The sequence below is a fragment of the Paraburkholderia dioscoreae genome (assembly GCF_902459535.1).
Taxonomy (GTDB): domain Bacteria; phylum Pseudomonadota; class Gammaproteobacteria; order Burkholderiales; family Burkholderiaceae; genus Paraburkholderia; species Paraburkholderia dioscoreae.
Genome location: NZ_LR699554.1, coordinates 2124141 through 2140023, shown reverse-complemented (window position 1 = coordinate 2140023; position 15883 = coordinate 2124141). Strand labels below are relative to the sequence as shown.

Sequence of the window (15883 nt, the reverse complement as noted above, 5' to 3'; positions counted from 1 at the left end):
CGTTATCGAATCGCAGCCAGAAACCGCGCGCGCAGGGGCTTGAGCACGAGCAGCGCGAGTACGGCGGTAAGGATGTCGCACGCGATCGCTGCGCCGAACACCGGCGTCCAGCTGCCCGCGCGTTGATGCATGAGCGCGGCGAGCGGCCCGCCGAAGATCGACCCGATTCCTTGCGAGATATACAGCCAGCCGTAGTTCTCGGTGGCGTGGCGGGTGCCGAAAGTGTCGGTCAGTGTCGACGGAAACAGCGAGAAAATCTCGCCCCAGCCGAAGAACACGACGCCCGAGAGCAGCACGAACAGCACGGCGTTGTCGCGCGTGAGCAGCCATAGCGCCATCGCCACGCCTTCGAGCGCGAACGCGATGCACATCGTATTCTCGCGGCCGAACCGGTCCGACACCCAGCCGAACAGCGGACGCGTGACGCCGTTCGTGAAGCGGTCGATGGTCAGTGCGAGGGGCAGCGCCGCCATGCCGAACACGAGTATTTTCGTCACCCCGAAGTCGGCGGCGAAAGTCGCCATCTGCGAGGTCACCATGAGACCCGAGGTGGACATCATCGTCATCATCGCGAACATCAGCCAGAAGATCGGCGTCTTCAGAATCTGCGACGGGCGCAGGTTCGGCACGTGCGCGCGGCTCGATTCGCTCGACGCGGGCGCAACATTGCCCGGCGTGCGCAATCCTTGCGACGCGATGAAACCAACCACCGCAAAGGCGATGCCGAATATCCACAATGTGCCGTCGATGCCGCGCGTTGCGAGAGAAATCGAAATGGGGAACGTGGTCACGATCGCGCCCATGCCGTAGCCCGCCGCCACCGCGCCTGCCGCGAAGCCGCGCCGGTCGGGGAACCAGCGCACCATCAGACCGACCACGCCGACATAGACGATGCCCGTTCCCAGTCCGCCGACGAGGCCGTAGGTGAGATAGAGCATCGACGCGCTCGTCGCCATCGACGCAAGCACCCAGCTCAGGCCCGACATCACCGTTCCGAGCGAGATCAGCAGACGCGGACCGAAGCGGTCGATCAGCTTGCCCTGAAACGGCGAGAAGAACGTCTGCAGGATGATGAGCAGCGAGAACGTTATCTGCAATTCCGGCAGCGCAACGCCGAGCTTCGCCGCTAGCGGCCTGGTCAGGAGTGTCCACACGTATTGCGGGCTGGAGATCGCCATCATGCAGACGAGGCCGAGCACGAGCTGCAGCCAGCGGTTGTGCGCCGCGACGCTCGGGGCGCCTACGGTGGTCTCGTCGTGCAGCGTCTGTGTGCGTGTGTTCATGATCGGTCTCTCGAGTTTGAAAGGGGAACGCGTCACCAGCCCGCCGCTCCGCCGTCGCTGCGCGGGTCGCATCCGGCTTCGAGCAGGCCGTCGGCATGGCGGACGATCGCGCCGGCGTGACCCATCGCTTCGTCGTAGGCAGCGAGCACTTCGACGTCGTGGCCGAGCGCGCGCAATGCATCGATGGTCTGCGCGGAAAAGCGCGCTTCGAGCTTCAGCGAATCGGTCGACTGGCCCCAGGTGCGGCCGAGCAGCCAGCGCGGCGCGTCGATCGCGGCCTGCGGATTCCAGCCGAAGCGCGCGATGCGCGAGAACACCGCGCTCTGCGATTGCGGCTGACCGTCGCCGCCCATGTTTCCGTAGACCATCGTGCGGCCGTCGGCGAACTGGGCGAGCGCCGGGTTGAGCGTGTGGAACGGACGACGGCCCGGCATCAGCGGATTCGTCGCGGACGGATTCAGCGCGAAGCTGCATCCACGGTTCTGCCAGTTGACGCCCGATTCGCGCAGCACGATCCCGCTGCCGAACTCGTGATAGATGCTCTGAATGAAGCTGACCGCGACGCCATCCTTATCGATGACGCCCATCCACACGGTGTCGCCGGGGCCGCGTCCGTTGCCCCACGGCGCGGCTTGCGTCATCGAGATGCGTTGCGCCATTGCGTCGAGCGCCGCAGGTTCGAGCGTCGCTTGAGGATCGATGAGCATGTAGTCGGGATCGGTCACGTGCTCGTCGCGGATTCTGAACGCGAGCTTGGTCGACTCGACGCACGCATGCACGAACGCGGCGCCGAGCGGGTCCATGTCGCCGGTAAGCACACGGTCGAGTACGCCGAGAATCAGCAGCGATACCAGGCCCTGCGTCGGCGGCGGCATGTTGTAGACGGTGCCGAGCGAATGTTCGAGCGCGAGCGGCATGCGTTGGCGTGCACGATGACGTTCCAGGTCATCGAGCGTGAGCAGTGTTTCGAGCGACGCGAGATCGCTTGCGATACTGCGTGCGAGATCACCGCGATAGAAGTCGTCGAAGCCCGCGTCGGCGAGGCGTTGCAGCGTCGCGGCGAGGCGCGCGTTGACGAAGCGTTCGCCGGTTTGCGGCGAACGCTCGCCGGGAATGAATGTTTCCGCGAAACCCGGCACGTGCTCCAGCTCGCCGCGTTTTGCAGCGATGCATGCGGACTGGCTGCGCGTCACCGGAATGCCGTGCTTCGCGTAGTGAATGGCGTCTTCGAGTAGACGCGATACGGGTATGCGTCCACCGAGCGCGTCGTTGGAAAAGCGTCGCGCGAATTCCCAACCGGAGACGGTTCCCGCGACCGTGTTCGCCGCGAGCGGTCCGCGCGGCGGAATCGCGTCGTAGCCACGCGCGCGATAGGCGTCGATGCTCGCGCGCTGAGCCGCCGCGCCGCATGCCTCGATGCCGACCGGTGCATGGCCGGGCCGCGAGATCAGCCAGAAGCCGTCGCCGCCGATGCTGTTCATGTGCGGATAAACCACCGCGATGGTCGCGGCGGCGGCGATCATCGCCTCGACTGCGTTGCCGCCTTCGCGCAGCACGGCGAGCGCGCTTTGCGACGCGAGCGAATGAGGCGCCACGGCCATGCCGCGCGTCCCGCGTGAAGGGTTCAGCGGGTTGGCTACGGCGGAGAATTCAGATGGCATCGAACGGGTTCCAGGAATACGTGGAGGCGTTCAATGCGATATTCGTGCCAGTGTCCTTACGCCCGTTTCAAGCCGACCTCCGTGTCATACGGTGGTGCAATGCGTTCGATCTGGTGCGCCTGAAACCATCGATGGTGCACCATCTAAATTGGTTAGGCATCCGCAGCGAGGCGCCGATCTCAGGTTACATCGACCGAACTTTCGTCCTGCGCGAGCAACTGGCTGTCCGGCAGACGGAAGGGCACGAGGTTATCCGAGTTGTTCGCCTCGACGAGGCGGATCATTTGCAGCATGAACACATCGCGCTCGACGGGCGATAGATGCTCGATGGTGCGATCGTGCGCGCGCTGCACGGCCTGCGCCATTTTCTTCACGAGGCGCTTTCCTGCCGGCGTGAGCTTGACGAGCCTCAGTCGCTTGTCGTGCTCGGCCTGCGTACGGCTTACGAGACCGCGCGCTGTCAGGCGCGGAATCACTTCCGCGACGCTGGATCGCTCCAGCCCGACTTCGATCGCGAGTGTGTTCTGGTCCATCTCGCCCAACGAATCGAGCGCGGTGAGCAGGCTGTACTGCACGGGTGTGATGTTGAACTCGCTCGTTTCCTGCGCGAACAGAAAGGTGTGGATCTGATGCATGCGGCGAATGAGAAAACCCGGCCGCGAAAACAGAGGCGAGCGTGCCTGCCGTTCGGCGAGCTCTGCGCGGATACTTTGAATGTCGATATGTTCGGTAGTGGTGGTTCGCATATGAACGATCTCGGGTCAGAAAATAAACGAGCATGGGCGCGTGCGCGCATAACAATCGCGGCGCACTTTCTCTGCGCCATTCTAGGCCGAATCGATGACCCGTCGCAAATTAAGAGGTACACCAACAAATCACCATAACAAGGCATGATGGGTGTTCGAGGTGCGCGGCCTGGCGCCCGCTCTCCGAATTGGTGCGCATGCCTTTCTGGATTTGCGTGGTACGGCACGCATCGAGACAAAATCGAATTTGTAAATGGTTGTTCTAAAAAGGAAATTGTCTATTTGACCGGCTCGCCAAAAAACCGGCACACAATTTGCGGTACACCACGCATCTCCAACCGGACATTTATCGTACCGTATATGTCACAAGTTCTGCTCAAAGGGGGCCGCGTGATCGACCCCGCCCAGAAAATCGACGCAGCCCTCGACGTTCTCGTGGACAACGGCGTCATCGCCGCGATCGGCGCCGATCTCGCGAGCCTGGCGCCGCACGCCGAACAGATCGATTGCAGCGGCAAGCTGGTGCTGCCAGGCCTCATCGATACACATGGCCATGTGTATCAGTACGTCACCGGACGCTTTGGCCTGAACGCGGACCAGTGCGGCGTGCAGTCCGGCGTGACGACCATTGTCGATCAGGGCGGTCCAAGCTGCATCACGATTCCCGGGTTCCGGCACTACGTGGTGGAGCGCTCGGCCACGCGCGTGCTTGCTTATATCTCCGCTTATCTCGTCGGCGGTCTGGAAGGCCATTATTACCCGGACCTGTATCGTCCAGATTGCCTCGACGCCGACGCGACCATCAAGTCGATCCGCGCGAATCCCGATCTCGTGAAGGGCATCAAGGCGCATGCGGAAATCGGCGGCTTTGCGCGCTGGGGTCTCGACGTGATGAAGATCGCTGCGAAGATCGGCCGTGCGGCGGAATTGCCTTTGTATATCCACTTCGGCCAGTTGTGGCCAAAGCCCGAAAGCGGCGGCCTGCCTGTGCAAGCCGATTCGATCTTCAATCAGGTCGTGGAGACGCTCAAGCCCGGCGATATTCTCGCGCATCCGTTCAGCCGCCATCCGGGCGGTTTCGTCGAGGAGAACGGGAAACTGCATCCGCTGGTGCATGAAGCGGTTGCGCACGGTCTGAAGATCGACGTCGGTCACGGCTCGCACTTCAGCTTCAAAACGGCGCGCGTCGTGCTCGAAGAGGGCGTCGTGCCCGACACGCTCGGCGCCGACATGCACGGCTACAACACGCACGTTCCGGCACCCGCCGGCACGCCCGATAGCCATCCCGACGAGGAACATTCATTCCTCGGCCGCACCCAGTTCAGTCTCGTCAGCGCGATGACGAGCATGCTCGCGCTCGGCCTGCCGCTGAATCACGTCGTCGCGATGGCGACCTGTCATGCCGCGCAGATGGTCGGCATGGAGGACACCATCGGCACATTGCAGGTGGGACGCGGCGCCGACATCAGCGTGCTCGACGACCGGCGCGGCCGCTGGGTGCTGGAGGACAACGAAGGCACGCAAGTCATCACCGACCGCATGCTGTCGCCCCTGTTCTGCTTGCGAGACGGCGTGCGTCACGACGCCGTCTCGCCGACGCTGCCGCTCGCGCGCGCCGCGTGAATGACGCGAGGCCCAACACGATGATCAAACGTCCGCAGAAACGCAGCGACGTCAACAGGCCGCAAGGCATCGGCGCCTCGCTGGCGCGCAAGGAAGACGAGCGCTTCATGCACGGACGCGGCGAATACGTGCCCAACATCCGCATGGTCGGTATGGTCGATGTGGCGTTCGTGCGCAGCCCGATCGCGCATGGGCATATCGTCGGCATCGAGAAGCCGCAAGCGTTCGCAAACGCGATCTATACGCTCGCCGATCTCGAAGGCGTGCGGCCCATCGTCGCGAATTCGGGTCTGCCTGGCTTCAAGAGTTCGCAGCAGCCCGTGCTCGCGAGCGGCAAGGTGCGTCAGGTCGGCGAGCCGATCGCGATGTGCGTGGCCGCGACGCGCGCCGAAGCGGAAGACATCGCCGCGCAGGTGTTCGTCGATTTCGAGGAACTGCCCGCGGTGGTCGACATGCTCGATGCGCGCGGCAAAGGCTCCCCGCTGGTGCATGAACACTGGGGCGACAACGTCTTCCTGGAAACGTTCGTCGACGCGAAACCCGAGGTCGACCTCGAAGCGATTCGCCGCGATGCGCCGATCCGCGTGCATCGCAAGCTGCGCACCGCGCGTCAGAGCATGGCGCCGATGGAAGGGCGCGGCGTGGTCGCGCACTGGGATCGCAGGCTCTCGCAACTGATCGTGCACACGTCCGCGCAGATGCCGCACATTACGCGCACGGGTCTCGCGGAGTGTCTGGGCCTCGACGAAGGCCAGGTGCGCGTGATCGCGCCGGACGTCGGCGGCGGCTTCGGCTACAAGGGCATCCTGCTGCCCGAGGAAGTGTGCTGCGGCTGGCTCGCTATGCAACTGGAAAGGCCCGTGCGCTGGATCGAGGATCGGCGCGAGCAACTGACGGCGAACGCCAACTGCCGGGAACACGATTACGACATTGCCGGCTACGCGGATCGCGACGGCCGCCTGCTGGCGATCGATTGCGAGGCGCATGTGGATTCGGGCGCGTATTCGTCGTATCCGTTCTCCGCCTGTCTGGAGGCCGCGCAGGTCGGCAGCATTCTGCCGGGGCCGTACAAGATGGAGCGGTTTCGTTGCCGCACGTGGTCGGTCGCGACCAACAAGCCGCCGATCCTGCCGTATCGCGGCGTTGCGCGAACGGGCGTGTGCTATGCGATCGAAACCATCATGGACGCGATCGCGGTGGAAGCGGGCATCGAGCCATACGAAGTGCGCTTGCGCAGTCTCGTGGGGCCGCACGAAATGCCCTACGACAACATTACGAACAAGCACTTCGACAGCGGCGACTATCCCGAAGCGGTGCGCCGCGCAATGGCCGCGATCGATCTTCCCGCGGTGCGCGCGCGCCAGCGTCGCGGCGAGCCGGACGGACGGCGTGTCGGCTTCGGCATGTCGATTTTTTGCGAGCAGGGCGCGCACGGCACGTCGGTGTATCACGGCTGGGGCATTCCGATGGTGCCGGGCCATGAGCCCGCCGTGATTCGCCTCACGCCCGACGGCGTGCTCGAAGTACGTGCGGGCGTGCATTCGCACGGCCAGAGTATGGAGACGACGCTCGCGCAGATCGCGCACGAAGTGCTGGGCATCGATACGGACCGCGTGCGCATCGTGCTCGGCGATACGGGCATCACGCCGTATTCCACCGGCACGTGGGGCTCGCGTTCCATCGTGATGGCGGGCGGCGCGGTGGGCCGCGCGTCGAAAGAGCTGAAAGAGCGCCTGATGAAGATCGGCGCGCATCTGCTCGACGAGCCGTTGAACGAGGTGCGCTGGGAAAACGGCGCGGTCGTCGGCAAGGACGCGCGCCGCACGCTGAAGGAAATCGCGCGCACGTGGTATCTCGCGCCGCAACTGTTGCCGCACGATGTCGATCCGCGCGGGCTCGAAGTGTCGACGTCGTATCAGGCGAAACGCGATTCGGGCACCTTCAGCTACGCGTGTCACGCAGTGGTCGTCGCGGTCGATCCCGCGCTCGGTCAGACCGAGATTCTCGACTACGCGATCGTCGAGGACGGCGGCGTGCTGATCAATCCGATGGTTGTCGACGGTCAGGTGTATGGCGGCGCGGCGCAGGGCATCGGCACGGCGCTCTACGAGGCGATGCCGTATAGCGAGGACGGTCAGCCGCTCGCCTCGACGCTCGCGGACTACATTCTGCCCGGCGCGACCGAGGTGCCGGCAATCCGCATCGACCACATGGAAACGCCCGCGCCTTATACGGAGTTTGGGCAGAAGGGGATCGGCGAAAGCGGCGCGATCGGACCGCCCGCTGCGATCGCCAATGCCGTGAACGACGCGCTGCGTGGACTCGGCGTGCGCATCGATCAGTTGCCGATCACGCCGCGCCTGATTGTCGAAGCGCTCGCGAAGCAGCGTGAAACGCAAGCGAGCGCGCTCAAAGGAATGACCGCATGAAGGCCGCCACCTACGACTACGCAAAGCCGCTCGCCTGTGACGAAGCGATCGCGCTCGTCACGCCCAACGAGGGCATGGCCAAGTTCGTGTCCGGCAGCCAGTCGCTCGGGCCGATGATGAACCTGCGTCTCGCGCAGCCGGAGATGCTCGTGGATCTGCGCGGCATCGCGGCATTGCGCGCATGTGGGATCGAAGGCGATGTCGTCACGCTCGGCGCGTGCATCACGCACGCGGAAATCGAGGACGGCAAGATCGAAACCGGCACGCGCGGACTGATGCCATACGTCGCGCGCGGCATCGCGTATCGCGCGGTGCGCAATCGCGGCACGCTCGGCGGCAGTCTCGCGCATGCCGATCCCGCCGCCGACTGGATCAACACGATGCGCGCGCTCGATGCGGAGTTTCTTGTGGCGGGTGCGAACGGCGCGCGCGTCGTCGCCAGTCGCGATTGGATGTCGGGGGCGTTCACGACGTCGCTCGAACCCGACGAGATTCTCACCGGCGTGCGCTTCAAGCGTCTTTCGGCCAATGCGCGCTGGAGCTACTACAAGTTCAATCGCAAGCCGGGCGAGTTCGCGGAAGCGATCGCCGTGTTCGTCGACGACACGGCGCGAGGCGCGTGCCGCGCCGTGATCGGCGCAGTCGACGGGCCGCCGTATGCGATCGACGACGCCCGCGCGCTCATCGACGACGCCGATCCGGACACGCACGCCTACGACGCGCATCTCGAAGCAGCGGGCGTCGAAGCGGGGACTTACGAACATCAGGTGCATCGCGTCGCGCTCGTGCGCGCGGCGGCGATCATTCGCAATCAGGGCGGGAACGCATCATGAGCGACACATTCATCAAGACGATCGAATTGATCGTCAATCAATCGAAGGTCGTGGATCGCGTGGAGCCGCGCACGAGTCTCGCGGATTTTCTGCGCGAACAACGCATGCTGTGCGGGACCAACATTGGCTGCGAGCAGGGCGTGTGCGGCGCGTGCACGATCGACGTGGACGGCGTGCCGACGCGCTCGTGCACCACGTCCGCAATCAGTTGCGCGGGCAGCACGGTGCGCTCCATCGAAGGCTTCGACGACGACGCCACCATGAACGAGCTGCGCGCGGCCTTCACGGCGGAACACGCGCTGCAATGCGGCTACTGTACGCCGGGCATGCTGATGACGGCGCGCGACATCGTCACCCGCTTGCCCGATGCCGACGACGCGCGCGTGCGTCTCGAACTGTCCGGCAATCTGTGCCGTTGCACGGGCTATGTGGGCATCGTGCGCGCGATTCGACGCGTGCTCGATGCGCGACGCGCCCGTGCAACGGCGCCGCTCGCATCGGTTGCGGTGACGGCCTGAACCATCGAATACGGACCTATACGCAATGGAAGTCGAACAAAGTTTCGCCGTGCCGTATCCGCGCGACGCCGTGTGGGCGCGCTTTCACGATACGCCGGAGGTTGTCGCGTGCCTGCCGGGCGCGTCGCTCACGGCGCCGGTCGAGAACGGCCTGCTCAAGCTCGCCATGACGGTCAAGCTCGGGCCGATCGTCGCGTCCTTCGCGGGCGACGGCGAGATGAAGCTCGACGATGAGCAGTATCGCGGCAGCATTACGGGGACCGGTGTGGATCGCAAGAGTTCGTCGCGCGTGAAGGGCGTGGCATCGTTTTCGCTCGAAGCGGTGACGGCGAGCGAGACGCGCGTCGACGTGAAGGTGGATTACACGATTGGCGGCAGCCTCGCGCAATTCTCGCGCGGCGGCATCGTCAAGGAACTGGCGACGCGCATGACGGAAGCGTTCGCGGGGAATCTGCGGGCGAAGCTCGATGAAGCGTGGCCGGTGAGCGTCGCCGATACGGAACCGGCCGGGGCCGAGCCGACGCTTGAGCCTGCTGTCGCGACGCCGCCTGTCGTCGAAGTTGCGGCGGAATCCTTCGTGAGTAAGCAGCCTGTCGTCGAACCAGTGCCGACGCTCACGCCGCAGCCGCGCGTCGAACCGCGACCCGCGCTGCGTCCTCAACCGAAGAACGCACCGCTCGACGTGGGCAATCTGGTCTGGAAGATGCTGTGGTCGCGCTTGCGCGGCGTCTTCAGCTTCGGGAGCCGTTGAGCCATGCGCACGGATGCCAATGCGCGTGCGCTGAGCCGGATGCACGCGGTGCGTCCGCGATGGAGCGGCGTCGTCGCGGCGCGCGAAGCAGTGAAGCTGCCCGAATTCACGCTGCTTCATGCAGGACCGCCGTTCGACGATGCACGCGAGCCATCGGCGCCGGTGCTCTCGTCGGCGGTCTTGTGCTGCCTGTACGAAGGCTGGGCGAAAGATGAAGCGCACGCCGAACGTTTGATCGCGCAAGGCGAAGTGCGGCTCGAAAGCGCGCAATCGTACGGCGTGGTGACGCCGCTCGCCGCGGTGATCTCGCCGCGCACGATGCTGGTTGAAGTATCGGATGCGAGCGATCAAACGTCGCGCGCATGGTCGCTGCTCGGCAGCGGCGCGGGTCCGCAGATCCGCTTTGGCGGCCGCGATGGGCGCATCATCGAACGATTGAAGTGGCGTGACGAAGTGCTCGCGCCTGCTTTGAGCGGCGCGCTGGCGCAAGGCCCGATCGGACTCTTTCCACTGGCGCAAGCCGGCATCGAAGGCGGCGACGATTTGCATGCGCGCACGACGAGCGCAACCGCCGTGTTGCGCTCGTTGCTCGCGCCGCGAGTCGATCAGGCGGATATCGACGGGATGCTCGCGCAAACGCCGCTGTTCTTTCTTACGCTGTGGATGGCCGCTTGCAAGCTGATGCTTTCGGCGGCATCGGCATCGGCATCGGCATCGGCATCGGCATCGACGCTCGTGGTGGCGTTGGCGGGCAACGGCGAGCGCGTGGGCATCCGGCTTGCAGGTTCGCCTTCGCATTGGTTCACCGCTGAAGCAGACGCGCCACAAGGTCCGCGCCTCGATCCGCAACAGCATGCCATCGCAGCGCGGCTCACCGGCGACAGCGGTGTGATCGATGCGGCTGGCTTCGGCGCACAAGCGCTCGCATTCGCAGCGGAACCCGCGCAAGCCTTCGAAGCATATCTGCCCGCTGGCTGGCGCGAAAAGCAGCCGCGCATCCACACGGAACCGCATCCCTCATTTCAACGCTTGCCCGGTGTGCTCGATGCCGCGCGCGTCGTCGAGGAAGGCATTGCGCCGCTCGCCGCCATCGCGATGATCGGCGCCGACGGACGCACGGGCTTGCTCGGGCGCGGCCTTTACACTGCGCCGCGCGAACTGTTCGAGCGCGCGGTGAAGAATTTACCGGCCGACCCATCATGACTTCCGAAACGATCAACGATCCGGCGACGCTCGCTGCCGTCGAGGCCGGCTTCGACGAATACGAGCAGGCGCTCACGACCAACGACGTGCCCGTGCTCGACACGCTCTTCTGGAATAGCCCGCACACGCTGCGCTACGGCGCGACGGAAAATCTGCAAGGCTACGACGCGATCCGCGAGTTTCGCGCAATGCGTCCGGGCAAGGGCCTGATGCGCACGGTCATCGACCGCTCGGTGACGACGTTCGGCACGGACTTCGCCGTCGCCAACATCACATTCTCGCGCAAGGGTGAGGCGCGCGTCGGGCGTCAGTCGCAGACATGGGTGCGCCTCGACGGTCAATGGCGAGTCGTGGCCGCGCATGTGAGCTGGATGGACCCGTCATGACGAGAAACGGGTTGCTTCAACCGGGCCTGCACGGAGCATTCGTCGCCGACGGATTCGATGCGCTGCCCGCCGCCGCGTTGCCGCCGCGCACGGGCACAAAGCTCGTGGGCCGCAGCCTCGCCGTGAAGGATGTGTTCGATATCGCAGGGCTTCGCACAGGCAGCGGGAACCTCGCCTGGCGCGCCGCGCAGCCGGTTGCCGCGCGCACCGCGCTGGTGGTTCGGGCGTTGCTCGAAGAAGGCGTGCAATGGATCGGCAAGACGCTCACCGATGAACTGACCTACAGCCTCGCAGGCGTGAACGCGCATTACGGCACGCCCGTGAATCCCGCGGACGCGGCGCGCATTCCCGGAGGCTCGTCTTCTGGCTCGGCGGTGGCGGTCGCGGCGCAACACGCGGATATCGCGATGGGTACCGATTGCGGCGGCTCCGTGCGTTTGCCCGCGAGCTACTGCGGCATCTGGGGCATGCGCGCGACGCACGGCCGCATTGCGGGGGACGGCTGTCTCACGCTGGCGCACAGCTTCGATACGGTGGGCTGGTTTGCGCGCGATGCGCGCACGCTCGCAGACGTGTTCGAAGTTCTGGCGCGCAGTATCGTTACCTGGGATGGCGAACCGTTCACGCTGCACGTTCCGCGCAACCTGCTCGCGTGCGCTGATGCGGAAGTCGCGACGCGTTTCGAAGCATCGCTGCAAGCGCTCGGCGACAACGTGTCGTTCGTTTCGCCGGATGCGTCGCTCGCGCAATGGGCGCAAGCGTTTCGCGTGCTTCAGGCGGCGGAAATCGCGCAACGTTACGGACACTGGGCACGCGAGCATGCATCGAGCTTCGGCGCCGATGTGGGCGCGCGCTTCGCGGCGAGCCTGACCGTCACGCGCGAGCAGATCGCCGATGCGCAGCGCGTGCGGGTCGAAGCGAACCGCGCGATGGCCGAAGCGCTCGCGCCGGGTACCTACTGGCTCGTGCCGACGGTGCCCGGCGTCGCGCCGCGCGCCGATGCTTCGGCGCAAGCGGTCGATCACACGCGCGCCCGTTCGCAGCAGATGTTGTGTGTCGCGGGCCTCGCGGGTCTGCCGCAGGTGAGCATGCCGTGGACGACGTTCGACGGCGCGCCCGTCGGCATGTCGGTGATCGGCGGGCGCGGCACCGACGAAGGCGTGTTGCGCGTCGCGCGCATAGTGCATGAAGCGACGCGCAAGTCGCTTCGATGACGCGTTCGACGCGGCCTCATCAGGCGAATTGTTAGGAAACCACTCTCCGATCGAACCACTCCGAAGGAACGTTCATGACGAAGCACTTGACCGAAGACCAGGTAGCGCATTTCAAACAGCACGGCTACGTCTACCCGATGCGCGCGATCGACGCGGAGCAGGCGGCGGAGTATCGCCGCGTCATCGAGCACTATGAGGCGACCTCCGGCGAGGACGTCAACAGGACGCTGAAAATAAAGGGTCATCTCGCGTTGCCCGCGATCGTCGACCTTGGGCGCCATCCGGCCATTCTCGATGCGGTCGAGGATCTGATCGGACCGGACATCATGCTGTTCGGCGCGTCGATCTTCGCGAAGAACGGGCGCGATCCGCGCTATGTGTCGTGGCATCAGGACTCGACGTACTTCGGCCTCACGCCGCACGAGGAGGTGACCGTTTGGGTCGCGCTTACTCCCGCGAATTCGGTGAACGGCGTGCTGCGCGTGCTGCCCGGCTCGCACAGCGGCCCGGATCTCAAGCACGTGGAAACGTATGCGGCGGACAACATGCTCGCGAAGGGGCAGACGCTCGTGGGCATCGATGAGAACCTCGCGGTGGAAATGCCGCTGCAGCCCGGCGAATTCTCGATGCATCACGAACGCACCGCGCACAGTTCGCTGCCGAACCGTTCGGACGACCGGCGCATCGGCTTCGCGTTCTTCTATGTGCCGGCGCACGTCAAGTCGACCACGGGCCGCCGCCGCGCGACGCTGGTGCGCGGCGTCGACCGCTTCAATCACTGGGATCCGGACACGCTACCCGAATACGATTGCGATCCGCGCTCGATGAGCGAACTGGCGGCGACGTGGGGTAAGTATAAGGATGGCGAAGTAAAGCAGGCGGCGGACATGGTCGCGCCGCAATGAGAGACTATGCATGCGTCGGTTGCAGTGGCATGACGCATGAATCCTCCGAAAATCAGCCTGCATTGACGACGCCAGGAGGACGCTCATCAATGCGATGAGCGTCTTTGCCTCACGCGTCAATCGTGCAGCTTCGAAGCCTGATTCCACTCGTCGCCCGGCAGATGCGGTGCACGGAAGCGCGCGAGGAACTGCCGCGCGCGCGGAGTCTGCGGCGCGCTGAAGAACTGCTCGGGAGGTGCGGTCTCGATCACCTGGCCCGCATCCATGAATACGATGCGACTCGCCACCTGCCGCGCGAACTCCATTTCGTGCGTGACGATCACCATCGTCGCGCCTTCCTGGGCGAGCAGGCGCATCACGTTCAGCACTTCGCCGACGAGCATCGGATCGAGCGCGCTGGTCGGTTCGTCGAAGAGCAGGATATCCGGATTCATCGCGAGCGCGCGCGCAATGCCCACGCGCTGCTTCTGCCCGCCCGAGAGACGGGACGGAAACGCATCCATCTTGCCCGCCAGTCCGACGCGTTCGAGCAGACGCTCGGCTTGCGCGCGCACTTCGTCGCGCGGACGCTTCAGCACATACAACGGCGCTTCCATTACGTTCTGCAGCACGGTCAGATGCGGCCACAGCGCAAAGTGCTGAAACACCATGCCGATGCGCGCACGCGAACGGGCGAGCTCGGCATCGCGCAGCTTGATTGCCGAGCCTTCGCGCACGCCCATACGCTGATTCGACACGTAGACCGTGCCCGCATCGGGAATCTCGAGCCAGTTCACGCAGCGCAGGAGCGTGGACTTGCCGCAACCCGACGGCCCGAGCAGGCACACCGTTTCGCCCTTGTGCACCGTGAGCGACACATCGCGCAGCACGCAGTTCTCGCCGAACGACTTCGATATGCCGTTGAGTTGCAGGACGGTGTCCGCCGCGGAGCGCACCGCATTGCCGGCGACGCCGGCCGAAGGTGCGGCGGCATCGGCTGCGAGCCTGATGGCGGGCGGGACGTCATTCGAAAGATTCATGCTCTGCGTTCCTCGGCAAATCGCGACAGGAGTCCGCTTCCGCCTTCGATCACGAGGCAGATGGCCCAGTACAGCAGCACGGCCGTGGCGAACGCGGCGAACGGAATGAAATAGGTGGCCTGAATGCCGTTCATCTGATGCGTCAGTTCGCCGACCGCGATCACCGTGAGGAACGCGCTGTCCTTCACGATCTGCACGAGCTGGTTGCCGATCATCGGCAAGGCGACGGTAAAGACCTGCGGCAGGATGATGCGGCGAACCAGGCTGAACCCGTGAAAGCCGTAAGCGGACGCCGCTTCGATCATCGGCGTCGGCAAGCCGGCCCATGCGCCGCGTAACAACTCGGCCATGTAGGCGGTGTTGTAGAGAACCAGCGCGATTGCGCCGGCCCACCAGTTGGACAGGCGAATGCCAGCCGTGGGCAGGCCGAAGTAGATCAGATAAACGAACAGCAGAAACGGCGCACAGCGCATCGCATCGACATAAAGCGTTGCGATCCGCGCGATGGCGGGTCGCTTCGACATAAGCGCAGGCGCGAGCAATGCACCGAAGACGAGCGATGCGACGGCGGCGACCGCAAGCAGCCCGAGCGTGTCGAGCAGACCGGAAAGCACGTCCGCGCGTTGCTGCCAGACGATCGTAAAAGAGTCGATCATGGGCGTGCCTCCAGCGGCTGACGCCGTTCGATGATGCGCTGCGCCCGGATCAGCACGAACACGATCAGCCCATACAGTACGAGTGCGAAGATAAAAGGCGGCAGCGGATCATAGGTGCGCGCGCCGACGCGCAGCGCGGCACGCGTGATCTCGACAATGCCGATCACCGCGACGGCGGGCGTCGATTTGATCTGCAAGGTCATTTCGTTGACGAGCCCCGGCAGGCTCGCGCGCCAGATCTGCGGCAGCGCGATGCGGCGAAAGCGCAGCGCGCGCGGCATCGCGAAGGCGAGGGCGGCGTCGTATTGGTCGCGCGGAAAATTCATCAGCGCGGCACGCCAGATTTCGCAATTGAAGGCGGCGGTGCTGATGGTGAGCGCGAGAATCGCAGCGGGCGTCGGGTCCAGCGAGATGCCGAACTGCGGCAGTGCGAAGAAAATCAGCAAGGTGAGCGTCACCGCGGGACACGAGCGGATGAGGCTCACGTACGCGATCACGACACGGTTCAGAAACGGCACGCGCGCCCAGCGGATCAGCGCGAGGCCGAGGCCCAGCGGCACGCCGAGCACGATGCTGGAGACCGACAGAACCACGGTCGCCAGCGCGCCCTGAGTGATGCTCCAGTAATCGAAGGCGTTCATCGATGAGCGATCAGA

15 protein-coding genes are annotated in these 15883 nt (G+C 65.0%); 9 read left to right on the top strand and 6 right to left on the bottom strand.

Translation table 11 applies throughout. The features are described from left to right. Positions 1-2: 2 nt before the first annotated feature. From oxlT to PDMSB3_RS29750, 3 genes are all read right to left on the bottom strand, one after another. Positions 3-1283 carry an oxalate/formate MFS antiporter gene (oxlT, locus tag PDMSB3_RS29760; RefSeq protein WP_165188602.1) on the bottom strand — a complete coding sequence of 427 codons (1281 nt, stop codon included), beginning with the start codon at positions 1281-1283 and terminating at the stop codon, positions 3-5. A gap of 32 nt (positions 1284-1315) precedes the next feature. Further along, complete coding sequence (locus PDMSB3_RS29755) at positions 1316-2944, bottom strand: gamma-glutamyltransferase family protein (protein WP_007177628.1); 1629 nt, start codon at positions 2942-2944, stop codon at positions 1316-1318. 179 nt (positions 2945-3123) lie between these two features. Next, positions 3124-3690, bottom strand: a complete 567-nt coding sequence (locus PDMSB3_RS29750) for a MarR family winged helix-turn-helix transcriptional regulator (RefSeq protein WP_007177627.1) — start codon at positions 3688-3690, stop codon at positions 3124-3126. Positions 3691-4050: 360 nt separating this feature from the next. Here PDMSB3_RS29750 and PDMSB3_RS29745 point away from each other — a divergent pair, with 360 nt between their 5' ends. The 9 genes from PDMSB3_RS29745 to PDMSB3_RS29705 all read left to right on the top strand — a co-directional run bounded on the left by PDMSB3_RS29745 (position 4051) and on the right by PDMSB3_RS29705 (position 13552). Then, positions 4051-5313 carry an amidohydrolase/deacetylase family metallohydrolase gene (locus tag PDMSB3_RS29745; protein WP_007177626.1) on the top strand — a complete coding sequence of 421 codons (1263 nt, stop codon included), beginning with the start codon at positions 4051-4053 and terminating at the stop codon, positions 5311-5313. Between the two features lie 20 nt (positions 5314-5333). Beyond that, the gene (locus PDMSB3_RS29740; RefSeq protein WP_165188600.1) at positions 5334-7742 is read left to right on the top strand and encodes a xanthine dehydrogenase family protein molybdopterin-binding subunit; all 2409 of its coding nucleotides are present in this window, start codon (positions 5334-5336) and stop codon (positions 7740-7742) included. Further along, positions 7739-8575, top strand: coding sequence for an FAD binding domain-containing protein (locus PDMSB3_RS29735; RefSeq protein WP_165188598.1), 837 nt, complete (start codon positions 7739-7741; stop codon positions 8573-8575). The genes PDMSB3_RS29740 and PDMSB3_RS29735 overlap by 4 nt, the downstream gene beginning before the upstream one ends. Further along, the gene (locus PDMSB3_RS29730) at positions 8572-9093 is read left to right on the top strand and encodes a (2Fe-2S)-binding protein (RefSeq protein ID WP_165188596.1); all 522 of its coding nucleotides are present in this window, start codon (positions 8572-8574) and stop codon (positions 9091-9093) included. Before PDMSB3_RS29735 ends, PDMSB3_RS29730 begins: the two co-directional genes overlap by 4 nt. A 25-nt stretch (positions 9094-9118) precedes the next feature. Then, the gene (locus tag PDMSB3_RS29725; RefSeq protein ID WP_165188593.1) at positions 9119-9844 is read left to right on the top strand and encodes an SRPBCC family protein; all 726 of its coding nucleotides are present in this window, start codon (positions 9119-9121) and stop codon (positions 9842-9844) included. A gap of 3 nt (positions 9845-9847) precedes the next feature. Further along, complete coding sequence (locus PDMSB3_RS29720) at positions 9848-11047, top strand: YlbE family protein (RefSeq protein WP_165188591.1); 1200 nt, start codon at positions 9848-9850, stop codon at positions 11045-11047. Further along, a complete protein-coding gene (gene hpxZ, locus PDMSB3_RS29715; RefSeq protein ID WP_007177620.1) occupies positions 11044-11433 on the top strand; it encodes an oxalurate catabolism protein HpxZ in 390 nt (129 codons plus the stop codon). Before PDMSB3_RS29720 ends, hpxZ begins: the two co-directional genes overlap by 4 nt. Then, complete coding sequence (locus PDMSB3_RS29710) at positions 11430-12647, top strand: amidase (protein WP_007177619.1); 1218 nt, start codon at positions 11430-11432, stop codon at positions 12645-12647. The genes hpxZ and PDMSB3_RS29710 overlap by 4 nt, the downstream gene beginning before the upstream one ends. A 74-nt stretch (positions 12648-12721) precedes the next feature. Then, positions 12722-13552: a phytanoyl-CoA dioxygenase family protein gene (locus PDMSB3_RS29705; protein WP_165188588.1), complete on the top strand. Its 831-nt coding sequence runs from the start codon at positions 12722-12724 to the stop codon at positions 13550-13552. A gap of 116 nt (positions 13553-13668) precedes the next feature. Here PDMSB3_RS29705 and PDMSB3_RS29700 read toward each other — a convergent pair whose 3' ends face one another. The 3 genes from PDMSB3_RS29700 to PDMSB3_RS29690 are packed head-to-tail and all read right to left on the bottom strand — an operon-like array spanning position 13669 to position 15868. After that, complete coding sequence (locus tag PDMSB3_RS29700) at positions 13669-14571, bottom strand: amino acid ABC transporter ATP-binding protein (protein WP_007177617.1); 903 nt, start codon at positions 14569-14571, stop codon at positions 13669-13671. After that, positions 14568-15227, bottom strand: a complete 660-nt coding sequence (locus PDMSB3_RS29695) for an amino acid ABC transporter permease (protein WP_007177616.1) — start codon at positions 15225-15227, stop codon at positions 14568-14570. Before PDMSB3_RS29695 ends, PDMSB3_RS29700 begins: the two co-directional genes overlap by 4 nt. Further along, on the bottom strand, positions 15224-15868 hold the full coding sequence (locus PDMSB3_RS29690; protein WP_007177615.1) for an amino acid ABC transporter permease: 645 nt from the start codon (positions 15866-15868) through the stop codon (positions 15224-15226). Before PDMSB3_RS29690 ends, PDMSB3_RS29695 begins: the two co-directional genes overlap by 4 nt. Between the last annotated feature and the right edge of the window lie 15 nt (positions 15869-15883).

What these genes read in the sequence shown, in the direction of transcription:
- oxlT (WP_165188602.1), bottom strand. Translation starts at nt 1,283, where the DNA reads ATGAACACACGCACACAGACGCTGCACGACGAGACCACCGTAGGCGCC.
- PDMSB3_RS29755 (WP_007177628.1), bottom strand. Translation starts at nt 2,944, where the DNA reads ATGCCATCTGAATTCTCCGCCGTAGCCAACCCGCTGAACCCTTCACGC.
- PDMSB3_RS29750 (WP_007177627.1), bottom strand. Translation starts at nt 3,690, where the DNA reads ATGCGAACCACCACTACCGAACATATCGACATTCAAAGTATCCGCGCA.
- PDMSB3_RS29745 (WP_007177626.1), top strand. Translation starts at nt 4,051, where the DNA reads ATGTCACAAGTTCTGCTCAAAGGGGGCCGCGTGATCGACCCCGCCCAG.
- PDMSB3_RS29740 (WP_165188600.1), top strand. Translation starts at nt 5,334, where the DNA reads ATGATCAAACGTCCGCAGAAACGCAGCGACGTCAACAGGCCGCAAGGC.
- PDMSB3_RS29735 (WP_165188598.1), top strand. Translation starts at nt 7,739, where the DNA reads ATGAAGGCCGCCACCTACGACTACGCAAAGCCGCTCGCCTGTGACGAA.
- PDMSB3_RS29730 (WP_165188596.1), top strand. Translation starts at nt 8,572, where the DNA reads ATGAGCGACACATTCATCAAGACGATCGAATTGATCGTCAATCAATCG.
- PDMSB3_RS29725 (WP_165188593.1), top strand. Translation starts at nt 9,119, where the DNA reads ATGGAAGTCGAACAAAGTTTCGCCGTGCCGTATCCGCGCGACGCCGTG.
- PDMSB3_RS29720 (WP_165188591.1), top strand. Translation starts at nt 9,848, where the DNA reads ATGCGCACGGATGCCAATGCGCGTGCGCTGAGCCGGATGCACGCGGTG.
- hpxZ (WP_007177620.1), top strand. Translation starts at nt 11,044, where the DNA reads ATGACTTCCGAAACGATCAACGATCCGGCGACGCTCGCTGCCGTCGAG.
- PDMSB3_RS29710 (WP_007177619.1), top strand. Translation starts at nt 11,430, where the DNA reads ATGACGAGAAACGGGTTGCTTCAACCGGGCCTGCACGGAGCATTCGTC.
- PDMSB3_RS29705 (WP_165188588.1), top strand. Translation starts at nt 12,722, where the DNA reads ATGACGAAGCACTTGACCGAAGACCAGGTAGCGCATTTCAAACAGCAC.
- PDMSB3_RS29700 (WP_007177617.1), bottom strand. Translation starts at nt 14,571, where the DNA reads ATGAATCTTTCGAATGACGTCCCGCCCGCCATCAGGCTCGCAGCCGAT.
- PDMSB3_RS29695 (WP_007177616.1), bottom strand. Translation starts at nt 15,227, where the DNA reads ATGATCGACTCTTTTACGATCGTCTGGCAGCAACGCGCGGACGTGCTT.
- PDMSB3_RS29690 (WP_007177615.1), bottom strand. Translation starts at nt 15,868, where the DNA reads ATGAACGCCTTCGATTACTGGAGCATCACTCAGGGCGCGCTGGCGACC.